The sequence below is a fragment of the Enterococcus sp. AZ035 genome (assembly GCF_050548325.1).
Classification (GTDB): Bacteria; Bacillota; Bacilli; order Lactobacillales; family Enterococcaceae; genus Enterococcus; species Enterococcus faecalis.
In genome coordinates this window covers 2,519,023-2,530,932 of the sequence record NZ_CP172958.1, presented here as the reverse complement: position 1 = coordinate 2,530,932, position 11,910 = coordinate 2,519,023, and the positions used below count along the sequence as shown (strand labels likewise).

The window sequence follows — 11,910 nt, the reverse complement described above, 5'->3', positions numbered from 1 at the left end:
CTGCTCCTGTCCCGCAGTTTATCTTAAGGTTTAAGTCTAGGAAGGTAAGTCATTTCGACTTATGTCCTAGGCTCTTTTTAATTAATAGAATCGAGAGGCTCCCTTGATTTCTCTGCCACTATCCTGTATATTCGAAAGTAGTTAGGAGTGGTTTATCTGAAAGGTCAAATCAGAAAAGCGTTAAGCGGTTTTTATTATGTATACGCAGATGGAGAAACATATCAAACAAGAGCGCGAGGGAATTTTCGTAATCGAAAAATTACGCCACTCGTGGGAGATGAAGTACTTTTTGAAAGCGATAATTTAACAGATGGTTATGTGTTGGAAATTTTACCAAGACGAAATGAATTAGTGCGCCCGCCTGTTGCAAATGTGGATCTAGGTGTGGTTGTCATGAGTATGGTTTCGCCAAATTTTTCGTTTAATTTGTTGGATCGTTTCTTAGTCAGCTTAGAGTATAAGGATATAGAACCAGTTATTTATTTAACGAAAGTTGATCTATTAGATGAGCCGCAACGTCAAGAAGTCACTGAAATTAAACAGATTTATGAAGCGTTAGGTTATGCGGTGATCGCTTCGGAAGACGTAGAAGCCACCAAAGAATTAGAACGCTTTTTCCCAGAACGGTTGACTGTTTTTATGGGACAATCAGGCGCTGGAAAATCAACATTGTTGAATCAAATTTCACCAGAATTACAACTAGCAACTGCGGAAATTTCCCAATCTTTAGGACGGGGCAAGCATACGACCCGTCACGTGGAATTGATTCCGTTATACGACGGTTTGGTTGCTGATACACCAGGATTTAGTGCCATCGATTTCTTGGAGATGGAAGCAGTGGAATTACCAAAGCAATTTCCTGAATTTGTTGCCGCGGCCTCTCACTGTAAGTTTCGTGAATGTATGCACCACAAAGAACCTGGTTGTGAAGTGAAACGTCAAGTGGAAGCGGGAACCATTGCGACGAGTCGTTACGAAAATTATTTACAGTTTTTAATGGAAATCGAGAATCGACGACCTGTTTATAAGAAAAAATCATAGCAAATATAAAGGGAGCGAGCCAAATGAAACTAGCACCATCCATTTTAAGTGCCGATTTTGCCAATTTAGAAAGAGATATCCGTTTAGTAGAAGAATTAGGAGCAGATTATATTCATGTTGATGTTATGGACGGTCAATTTGTGCCCAACATTACCTTAGGACCGAATATCGTTTCAGCGATTCGTCCAGTGACAAAACTACCATTGGATGTTCATTTGATGATTGTACAACCTGAAAACTATATCAATGCCTTTGCGGAAGCCGGTGCGGATATTATTACCGTCCATCAAGAAGCAACACCCCATATTCATCGTGCCTTACAAATGATTAAAAATGCGGGTGTGAAAGCTGGCGTAACCATCAATCCTGGGACACCACTTTCGATGATTGAAAATGTATTAGACTTAGCAGACCAAGTCTTGGTAATGACTGTCAATCCAGGCTTTGGCGGACAATCATTTATTGAAAACTCACTAGAAAAAATTGCTCAATTAAAAGAATGGAAAGAAACAAAAGGATACACCTATGAAATTGAAGTCGATGGCGGGATTGTTCCTGAAACTGCCGCACGCTGTAAAGAAGCTGGTGCGGAAGTGTTTGTTGCAGGCTCCTACATTTATAATGCTGAAAATCCTCAAGAACGAATCGATGCACTGAGAGCAGTGCTAGACAAATGAGTCGTGTCTTACTGGTAGCTGGCGGCAATCCAAGTGATTGGCCAACCATTGAACCAGCTACGTATGATTATTTCGTAGGTATTGATCGCGGCTGTCTCCATTTATTAGAGGCCGATTTACCGTTACAATTAGCGGTGGGCGATTTTGATTCATTATCACGAGAAGAATACCATTTTGTCCAAGAAACTGCCGAAACACTCATTCAAGCACCTGCTGAAAAAGATGATACAGACACACAATTAGCGCTTCAAGAAGCTTTACAACGATTTCCACAAGCAGAGATGACGATTATCGGTGCGACAGGGGGCAGAATTGACCACCTGTTAGCCAATCTTTGGTTACCCTTTGAACCACGATTTCAAGGCGTACTTCGTCAAATCCGTCTATGCGATCGTCAAAATAGCATCCAGTATTACGCCCCTGGTTCGTATATCGTACCGAAAGAGCCAGATAAAGAATATCTGGCCTACTGCTGTTTGACGCCTGTAGAAAACTTGACGCTACGACGCAGTAAATATTTATTAACCAATCAAGATGTTCCTTACCCAACATCGTATGCAAGTAATGAATTTATCGAAGAAGCCGCTGCTTTTTCCTTCGATGCAGGGATGATTGCGGTTATTCAAAGTAAAGACAAGTAAAAAGAGGTTGGACCTTCATCAATGCGATGAAGGTCCAACCTCTTTTTTTATGCAATAAAAAAAGCCGAACAACGAACGTCCAGCTTTGCTTATTTAAGTTTATTAAACACGTTCGATTTTACCAGATTTCAAAGCACGAGTTGACACCCAAACTTTTTTAGGTTTACCATCGATTAATACGCGAACTTTTTGTAAGTTAGGTTTCACAGTGCGTTTTGTTGAGTTCATCGCATGTGAACGGTTATTACCACTTGAAGTCTTACGACCAGTGAAGTAACATACTTTTGCCATTTTAAGTTTCCTCCTTTGCCTTGATCTTGGAGCGATAATATTCAGCTCATACTAACTTAATTTATCATATTAGGCACTGATTTGCAAGAAGATTTTTTTCTATGATTTGACTTTAGCAATCAAAAAGAGTAAATTAAAATCTTGCTAGAATGTTCACTTAGAAGTGGAAGAATGAAAATATCTGACGAACTTCCTTTTAATTAAAGGCTGGATATGATAAAATGTTATGGAAGAAAATAGGGCGAATGTGCTCTTATAAGGAGGCTTTCATCAATGGCTGTAAAAATTCAAACACCCGCAGGTACCATTGAGATTACCAATGATGTGATCGCTACAGTAGTTGGCGGAGCTGCGACAGATATTTACGGAATTGTCGGAATGGCAAGCAAAAATCAAATTAAAGATAACTTAAACGATATTTTACGTCGTGAGAATTACTCACGTGGTGTCGTTGTTCGTCAAGAAGACAACGGAATCGCAGTGGATGTCTACACGATTGTTAGTTATGGTACAAAAATTTCTGAAGTTTCTCGTAACGTCCAAGAAAAAGTAAAATATAATCTTGAAACATTATTAGGTGTCACTGCGAATTCAGTTAACGTTTTTGTTCAAGGAGTTCGTGTATTACCGGATTAGAGGTAGTGTACTGTCAACGATGCAATTGCACAAGGAAGTCGTGTGTTGCCGTTAGCGGTAAATCTGAAGGAGGATTTTTTAGGTGAATGTAACAGAAATCAGCGCAGGTCAGTTCCAGGAAATGGTCCAGGCAGGTGCGACTCGTCTGCACACAAATGCAGAATATGTCAACTCATTAAACGTTTTCCCTGTACCCGATGGTGATACAGGAACAAATATGAACTTATCAATGACCAGTGGTGCAAAGGCTGTGGCCGATTCTCGCTCTGAAAAAGTAGGAGAATTAGCAGGTGCGTTATCCAAAGGGTTATTAATGGGTGCTCGTGGAAACTCTGGGGTTATTTTATCTCAATTATTCCGCGGCTTCTCAAAACAAATTCCTGAGGTTACAACATTAAATGCCAAAGACTTGGCCGCTGCCTTTACACATGGTGTAGAAACAGCGTATAAAGCAGTGATGAAACCCGTTGAAGGAACAATCTTAACTGTTTCTCGTGAAGCGGCGCGTTCTGGTGAACGTAAAGCGAAAGAAACAGATGATTGTATCGAAGTTATGACAGCTGTTGTAGCAGGTGCTAAACGTGCCTTAGCGAAAACACCTGATTTATTACCTGTCCTAAAAGAAGTCGGCGTTGTAGATAGTGGGGGTCAAGGACTACTATTTATCTATGAAGGATTTTTAGAAGCGCTTAGTGGTGAATTTTTACCAACTGAGACGTATGAACCAAGTCCTGCCGAAATGGACGAAATGGTTAATGCTGAACATCATCGTGGTGTTAGTGGCCACGTTGCGACAGAAGACATTAAATTTGGCTATTGTACAGAAATTATGGTTCGTATCGGCGAAGGCCCAACCGTGGACAGCGCTTTTGATTATGAAACATTCAGAAACTACTTAAATGAATTAGGCGATTCTCTATTAGTCGTTAACGATGACGAAATTATCAAAGTTCACGTACACACTGAGCATCCAGGTGAAGTGATGAACTACGGCCAAAAATTTGGTTCGTTAGTAAAAATAAAAGTAGACAATATGCGTTTACAACATGAAACGTTAGTTGAACGCGATGCTCAGCAAGAAGCGTTGACTGAAAAAGTTCGCGTACCGTTTGCTGTGATTGCTATTGCAGCCGGTGAAGGCGTTCAAGAATTATTCCGAAGTTTAGGTGCAAGCTACATTATTAGTGGTGGCCAAACAATGAACCCAAGTACGGAAGATATTTTAAAAGCAGTCAAAGAAGTGAATGCAGAGCAAGTCATTATCTTACCAAACAACAAAAACATCTTTATGGCGGCTGATCAAGCAGCAGAAGTTGCCGATGTACCAGTAGCGGTTGTTCCATCTAAAACCATTTCTCAAGGAATGACAGCAATGTTAGCTTTCAATGATCAACAATCATTAGAAGAAAACAAAGCAAGTATGACGGAAATGTTAGACAGCGTTGTGAGTGGTCAAGTAACCACAGCTGTTCGTGACACAACCATTGATGACGTTGAAATTAAAAAAGATGACTTCTTAGGAATGATTGATGGTAAAATCGTCGTTTCTGAAGCAGATCGTTTTAATGCATCATTAGACACGTTGAACCGCATGATCGATGAAGACACTGAAATCGTGACAATTATTGTCGGCGAAGATGGTTCGGTTGAAGAAGCTGAAAAGCTAATCGCTATTTTAGTTTCTGAAAACGATGAACTAGAAACAGAACTTCATGAAGGTGGACAACCTGTGTATCCATACTTATTCTCAGCAGAATAGGTTTTCGTGATGAAAAAATAAAAACGAATAGGCTGGTTCATTAGTTAGGGCTAATGAACCAGCCTATTTAATGAATGATCCATTTTTTTGCGTATATTAATGAGGAGGGGATTTTATGGACATCACAGATTTAGTCAGCGTATTGCCCGGTGTTGGCCCAAAACGTGCTGAAAATTTACAAGAACTGGGGATTGCTACAATTGAAGACTTATTGACGTATTATCCCTTCCGCTACGATGATATCCAAGAAAAGGATTTAAGTGAGATTCAGGATCAGGAAAAAGTTACGCTAAAAGGGCTAGTGGTTTCGGAAGCAGTCGTTAGTCGGTACGGTTATAAAAAGAGCCGGTTAACGTTTCGAATGATGCAGGAACATGCGGTCATTAATGTTTCCTTCTTCAACCAACCTTTTTTAAAAGACAAAGTAGTTCTTTCCGAAGAAATTGCTGTTTATGGCAAGTGGGACGCCAAGAGAAAATCATTAAATGGCATGAAAATCTTAGCTTCTAAAGGAGACAATGAAGATTTCGCCCCCATTTATCATGTGAATAAAAAAGTCCGCCAAAGCACGTTGGTTCAGTTAATCCGCACTGCTTTTGAAGAGTATGGTTCACTGATTGAAGAGATTTTACCGAATGATTTATTAGAAAAGTACCGCTTGATGCCTAGAAAAGAAGCAATGTGGGCGATGCATTTTCCCGGTAATCCAGAAGAAAGCCATCAAGCCAAACGGCGAGTAGTCTTTGAAGAGTTTTTCCTTTTTCAACTTAAAATGCAAGGACTGAAGAAACAAGAAAAAGCGGAAAAAAATGGCTTAGCCATTCAATATGATGTGGATTGCTTAAAAACGTTCACCCAAGGACTGCCGTTTGAATTGACAGGCGCCCAAAAAAAAGTGACCAATGAAATTTGTCGAGACTTACGAAGTCCGAAGCATATGCAACGATTGCTTCAAGGTGACGTGGGGAGTGGGAAAACGGTAGTGGCTGCGATTGCGCTATACGCCACCATGACCGCTGGCTTTCAAGGGGCGTTAATGGTTCCGACTGAAATTTTAGCGCAACAGCACATGGAAAGCTTACAGCAGTTGTTTGATCCATTAGAAGTTCGAACGGCCTTATTAACAGGTTCCACCAAAACGAAAGAACGTCGTCTAATTCTCGAAGAACTGGCCAATGGCGAGATTGACATTGTGGTAGGGACCCATGCTTTGATACAACAAGATGTCTGTTTTCATCAATTAGGTTTGGTAATCACCGATGAGCAACATCGTTTTGGTGTGAATCAGAGAAAAATATTAAGAGAAAAAGGCTTAAAACCAGATGTTCTATTTATGACGGCCACTCCGATTCCTCGAACGTTAGCAATTACAGCCTATGGCGAAATGGATGTATCAATCATTGATGAAATGCCAGCTGGACGGATTCCAATCGAAACACGTTGGATTCGGCCGCCGCAGTTAGATACTGTTTTAGAATGGATGGAAAAAGAGCTGGCTCGAGGACATCAAGCCTATATTATTTGTCCATTGATTGAAGAATCAGAAGCCTTAGATGTGAAAAACGCAACAGAAATTTTTGAACATATGCAAAGCTTTTATTCCCCAAGATATCAAGTGGGATTACTACATGGTAAAATGAAAAACCAAGAAAAAGATGACATTATGCAGGAGTTCAAAGACAATCAGCTGCAATTATTGGTTTCTACCACCGTTATTGAAGTTGGCGTGAATGTACCAAATGCCACGGTGATGTTAATTATGGATGCGGACCGGTTTGGGTTAGCACAGTTACATCAGTTACGGGGCCGTGTTGGGCGTGGCTCCAGTGCTTCTTATTGTATTTTAGTAGCCAATCCGAAAAATGAAATGGGCGTTGAGCGTATGAAAATCATGACAGAAACCACCAATGGTTTTGTCTTGAGTGAGCGTGATTTGGAACTTCGCGGACCTGGGGAAGTGTTCGGTGCACGGCAATCAGGGGTGCCTCAATTTGCGGTAGGAGATATCGTGACGGACTTTAACATTTTAGAAGTTGCGCGCCAAGAAGCAAGTGCCCTATGGCAAGTGAAAGAATGGTGGCAATATCCTGCTTATCAAGGCTTAGCCAATCGAGTGAAACCCCAAGATGAGGCAGCCCAATTTTTCGATTAGAAGAGGTAATTTTTGAAGCCAGAAAGTAAAAGCCAATGCGTATTTCTTTGAAAAAAATATGTTATACTTGTTAGGAAACAAAAAAGTAGGAGGGAATCACTCATGAAAATTGCTGTAGATGCAATGGGTGGAGATAACGCCCCACAAGCAATTGTTGAAGGGGTTATGCTAGCCAAACAAGACTTCCCAGACATTGAATTTCAATTATATGGAAAAGAAGCCGAAATAAAAAAATACATCACCGATGAAAAAAACATTACGATTATTCATACCGATGAAAAAATTGCTAGTGACGATGAGCCAGTTAAAGCAATCCGTCGTAAGAAAACTGCTTCCATGGTTTTAGCAGCGCAAGCAGTTAAAAATGGGGAAGCCGATGCGATTTTTTCTGCAGGCAACACCGGAGCGCTATTAGCAGCGGGTCTGTTCATTGTCGGCCGCATCAAAAATGTGGAACGTCCCGGTTTGATGTCAACTTTACCTGTCATGGGAGAACCAGACAAAGGGTTTGACATGTTAGATTTAGGAGCCAATGCAGACAATAAACCAGAACATTTGGTTCAGTATGCCGTTTTAGGTTCATTCTATGCTGAAAAAGTTCGGAACGTTCAGAATCCTCGTGTCGGTCTATTAAATAACGGAACTGAGGAAACAAAGGGCAGTGAATTAACGAAAAAAGCCTTCGAATTGTTAGCAGCAGATGAAACGATTAATTTTGTCGGAAACGTTGAAGCACGAGAATTATTAAATGGCGTAGCTGACGTGGTGGTGACAGATGGCTTCACAGGAAACGCCGTTTTAAAATCCATCGAAGGCACAGCTATGAACATGATGAGCTTGCTGAAAACAGCGATTCTTTCTGAAGGTGTCAAAGGAAAAATGGGCGCCTTATTATTAAAGAATGCGTTGCGTGGCATGAAAGACGAAATGGACTACTCAAAACATGGGGGAGCGGTTTTATTTGGCTTAAAAGCGCCAGTCATTAAAACGCATGGGGCCACGGGTCCTGATGCCGTCCGCTACACCATTCGTCAAATTCATACAATGTTAGAAACCCAAGTTGTCCCACAATTAGTGGAATATTATGAAGGCAAAGTAGAGTAATTTGCAATTGTCTTGACATCAGTTTGTTACTCAAATGAAAAAAAGATGGACAAATACCCAAATTGTGAGTACAATGTATCTTAGCGTTTTAGTAAAAGAAAGAACCTTTTTTCAAAAGCAGTGGAGGTGAATACAGTTGACTCGTGAAGAAGTACTTCAAAAAGTAGCGAAGATTATCTCAAACCACTTTGATATTGAAGCGGATCAAGTAACAGATCAATTAAACATTAAAGATGATTTGAACGCTGACTCAATTAGCGTAATGGAGTTTGTTTTAGAACTTGAAGATGAATTTGGAACAGAGATTTCAGATGAAGATGCAGAAAAAATTGAAACAGTTGGTGCCGCTGTAGATTATATTGTGAGTAATTCATAAAAAATAATAAGACAAAGTCGATTGACATTCGTGTTGATCGACTTTTTTTGCGTACATAATGGTTATTTTATTAAGCAATAAGGCTATTTTTACACATATTTTTGTAAAAAAAATCATACATGTAAAAAAATAACTGCGAAAAAAGTTATTTTATCTTGCTTTTTATGGAATAATTCTATAAAATTATGAAAAAACAATGAGCTGTAAATTAACATTGATAAAAATTAGAAAGTGCTATCATTAAATATTAGTTAATTTATATAATGTTTTTGAAAGGACGTAAGGGGTGCGTATGGATGCAAGGAAATGAACAATTACTAGAGGTTTCAGGATTAGAAACAGCATTTAGAATCAAAGATGATTATTATAATGCCGTCGATGATGTTTCATTTGAATTGAAGAAAAATGAGATTCTGGCAATCGTCGGAGAATCTGGTTGTGGAAAAAGTACCTTAGCAACAACGATTATGGGCTTACATGATCCCAATCATACCAAAATTACTGGGGAAATTTTATACAACAATTTAAACTTAACTACGTTTAATGAAACATTGTACAACAAAGTCAGAGGAAACGATATTGGGATGATTTTCCAAGATCCGTTGTCTGCACTGAATCCGCTCATGCGAATTGAAGACCAAATTAAAGAAAGTCTAACGTATCATACCAAAATGACCGCACAACAAAAACAAGCACGGGCCATTGAACTGTTAGATCAAGTGGGGATTCCCAACCCAGAGCGTGTCGGGAAACAGTATCCTCATGAATTGTCTGGCGGCATGCGCCAACGGGTGATTATTGCCATTGCAATCGCGTGTAAACCACCGATTTTAATTGCAGATGAACCAACAACGGCCTTAGACGTTACCATTCAGGCACAAATTCTCGATTTGTTAAAAGATTTACAAGAAGAAACAGGGAGCGGCATTATTTTAATTACCCATGACTTAGGTGTAGTTGCGGAAATGGCTGATCGTGTAGCGGTTATGTATGCGGGTCAGTTTGTAGAAGTAGCCACTGCTGAAGAATTGTTTAGTCATCCGAAACATCCATATACACGTTCCTTACTTCAGTCCATTCCCCAAGAGAATTCAGATGAAGAAGAACTTCATGTGATTGAAGGGATTGTTCCTTCGTTAACCAAATTACCTAGAAAAGGTTGTCGGTTTGCCCCACGAATTCCTTGGATTGATGCATCGGAACATGAAGAAAATCCAACATTACATGAAGTTGCACCGAATCATTATGTTCGTTGTACATGTTATAAACATTTTCATTTTAGAGACGGGGAAGGGGAAGCGTAATGACAGAAATTATTCAAATTAAAGATTTAAAAGTTCATTATCCAATTCGCAGCGGCTTCTTCAATCGAATCACTGATCATGTTTTGGCGGTTGATGGTGTGGATTTCATGATTGAACAAGGTAAAACGTATGGGTTAGTTGGTGAATCGGGTTCTGGAAAATCAACGACAGGAAAAGCAATTATTGGTTTAGAAAAAATTACAAATGGTGAAATTATTTATCAAGGACAAGATGTAACCAAGCCGCGAAGTCGAAAAGCGATCGGATACAACAAAGATGTCCAAATGATTTTCCAAGATTCGATGTCAAGTTTAAACCCTAAAAAACGAGTACTAGATATTATCGCCGAACCAATTCGAAATTTTGAACGGTTAAGTGACCAAGAAGAAAAGAAAAAAGTCAAAAGTTTGTTGGATATTGTGGGGATGCCAGAAGATGCGTTGTACAAATATCCTCATGAATTTTCTGGTGGGCAACGCCAACGTTTAGGCGTCGCCCGAGCGGTGGCTACCAGCCCCAAATTAATTATTGCAGATGAACCTGTTTCAGCACTGGATTTATCTGTGCAAGCACAGGTATTGAATTTTATGAAAAACATTCAACAGGAATATGGGTTAAGTTACTTATTTATTTCCCATGATTTGGGCGTAGTTAAACATATGTGTGACAACATTGCCATTATGTACAAAGGCCGTTTTGTAGAAATCGGTACACGCCAAGATATTTACACTAATCCACAACACATTTATACCAAACGCTTACTTTCAGCAATTCCTAAAATTGACGTAGCGAACCGAGAAGCTCACAAAGAAGAACGAAGAAGAGTTGAGCAAGAGTATCGGGAAAATCATAAAGACTATTATGATGAAAATGGGCGGGTTTATAACTTACATGCGATTAGTCCAACCCACCAAGTAGCGTTAAAAAATGGAGGTGCTGAATAATGTGGAAAACAATTTTACGCCGTTTGTTATTGATGATTCCGCAAGTGATTATTTTAAGTGTCTTGATTTTCCTGTTGGCTAAAATGATGCCAGGTGATCCGTTTACAGGATTGATTAATCCGAACCAAGACCCGAAAGTGATTGAAGCCATGCGCGAAGCTGCCGGGTTAAATGATCCTTGGTACGAACAATATTTCCGTTGGATTGGCAATGCCTTACATGGAGATTTTGGTCATAGTTTTATCTTTAAGTTACCTGTGTCCACGCTCATTGCTGGTCGGGTGGGGAATACGATTGCATTGGCCGCTGTGTCAGTTATAATCACGTATTTAATCGCCATTCCTTTCGGTTTAATTGCTGGCCGTTACCAAAATTCATGGTTTGACAAAATGGTGGTTATCTACAACTTCTTCAGTTTTGCCGTGCCATTATTCATCTTTGCCTTGATTATGCTCTTTATTTTTGGGTATCGCTTAGACTGGTTCCCAACGAGTGGAACCGTGACTGTTGGTTTGGCTGAGGGAACGTGGCCGTATTATTTAGATAAACTGAAGCATTTAATTTTACCAGGGGTCACTCAAGCGTTGCTAGGGACAGCGGTCACTATTCAATATTTGCGCAGTGAAGTGATTGATGTTAAAAACATGGACTTTGTTCGGACTGCTCGTTCAAAAGGAGTGCCAACGAATAAAATTTTTAATCGACACATTTTTAGAAATGCAGCATTACCAATTGCCTCTCAATTAGGTTATGAAATTACTGCTTTGATTGCCGGATCAGTCGTTATTGAAAAGATTTTTGCTTTCCCAGGAATTGGAAAATTATTTATTGATAGTATCATTCAACGTGACTATTCCGTTATTACCGCTCTCGTGTTGATTTTGGGATTGGCAACCCTTATCGGAACCTTAATTTCTGATATTGTAATGAGTATTGTTGATCCAAGAATTCGAATTCAGTAGAAAAAACACGAAGAAAGGGTGAT

12 protein-coding genes are annotated in these 11,910 nt (G+C 39.7%); 11 read left to right on the top strand and 1 reads right to left on the bottom strand.

The features are described from left to right. The first annotated feature begins 147 nt into the window (after positions 1-147). The 3 genes from rsgA to IGL32_RS12130 are packed head-to-tail and all read left to right on the top strand — an operon-like array spanning position 148 to position 2,359. Positions 148-1,041 (top strand): ribosome small subunit-dependent GTPase A, encoded by an 894-nt coding sequence (gene rsgA / locus IGL32_RS12140; RefSeq protein WP_002359046.1) that lies wholly within the window; start codon positions 148-150, stop codon positions 1,039-1,041. Between the two features lie 23 nt (positions 1,042-1,064). Then, positions 1,065-1,718: a ribulose-phosphate 3-epimerase gene (rpe, locus tag IGL32_RS12135; RefSeq protein WP_002354925.1), complete on the top strand. Its 654-nt coding sequence runs from the start codon at positions 1,065-1,067 to the stop codon at positions 1,716-1,718. Then, complete coding sequence (locus IGL32_RS12130) at positions 1,715-2,359, top strand: thiamine diphosphokinase (protein WP_002361010.1); 645 nt, start codon at positions 1,715-1,717, stop codon at positions 2,357-2,359. Before rpe ends, IGL32_RS12130 begins: the two co-directional genes overlap by 4 nt. Positions 2,360-2,461: 102 nt before the next feature. Here IGL32_RS12130 and rpmB read toward each other — a convergent pair whose 3' ends face one another. After that, complete coding sequence (gene rpmB / locus IGL32_RS12125; RefSeq protein ID WP_002354928.1) at positions 2,462-2,650, bottom strand: 50S ribosomal protein L28; 189 nt, start codon at positions 2,648-2,650, stop codon at positions 2,462-2,464. A gap of 273 nt (positions 2,651-2,923) precedes the next feature. On the opposite strand from rpmB, the gene IGL32_RS12120 reads away from it, so the two are divergent. From IGL32_RS12120 to opp2B, 8 genes are all read left to right on the top strand, one after another. Next, positions 2,924-3,286 (top strand): Asp23/Gls24 family envelope stress response protein, encoded by a 363-nt coding sequence (locus IGL32_RS12120; RefSeq protein WP_002354933.1) that lies wholly within the window; start codon positions 2,924-2,926, stop codon positions 3,284-3,286. Between the two features lie 82 nt (positions 3,287-3,368). Then, on the top strand, positions 3,369-5,045 hold the full coding sequence (locus IGL32_RS12115; protein ID WP_002354936.1) for a DAK2 domain-containing protein: 1,677 nt from the start codon (positions 3,369-3,371) through the stop codon (positions 5,043-5,045). A 115-nt stretch (positions 5,046-5,160) separates the two neighbouring features. Continuing rightward, a complete protein-coding gene (recG, locus tag IGL32_RS12110; RefSeq protein ID WP_153853915.1) occupies positions 5,161-7,197 on the top strand; it encodes an ATP-dependent DNA helicase RecG in 2,037 nt (678 codons plus the stop codon). A gap of 102 nt (positions 7,198-7,299) precedes the next feature. Continuing rightward, a complete protein-coding gene (plsX, locus tag IGL32_RS12105; RefSeq protein WP_002395966.1) occupies positions 7,300-8,301 on the top strand; it encodes a phosphate acyltransferase PlsX in 1,002 nt (333 codons plus the stop codon). Positions 8,302-8,437: 136 nt separating this feature from the next. Continuing rightward, positions 8,438-8,677 (top strand): acyl carrier protein, encoded by a 240-nt coding sequence (gene acpP, locus IGL32_RS12100; RefSeq protein ID WP_002354939.1) that lies wholly within the window; start codon positions 8,438-8,440, stop codon positions 8,675-8,677. 263 nt (positions 8,678-8,940) lie between these two features. Continuing rightward, positions 8,941-9,981, top strand: coding sequence for an oligopeptide ABC transporter ATP-binding protein Opp2D (gene opp2D / locus IGL32_RS12095; protein ID WP_002367425.1), 1,041 nt, complete (start codon positions 8,941-8,943; stop codon positions 9,979-9,981). After that, positions 9,981-10,925, top strand: coding sequence for an oligopeptide ABC transporter ATP-binding protein Opp2F (opp2F, locus tag IGL32_RS12090; RefSeq protein ID WP_002354942.1), 945 nt, complete (start codon positions 9,981-9,983; stop codon positions 10,923-10,925). The genes opp2D and opp2F overlap by 1 nt, the downstream gene beginning before the upstream one ends. Continuing rightward, positions 10,925-11,887 carry an oligopeptide ABC transporter permease Opp2B gene (opp2B, locus tag IGL32_RS12085; RefSeq protein WP_002354943.1) on the top strand — a complete coding sequence of 321 codons (963 nt, stop codon included), beginning with the start codon at positions 10,925-10,927 and terminating at the stop codon, positions 11,885-11,887. Before opp2F ends, opp2B begins: the two co-directional genes overlap by 1 nt. The last annotated feature ends 23 nt before the right edge of the window (positions 11,888-11,910 follow it).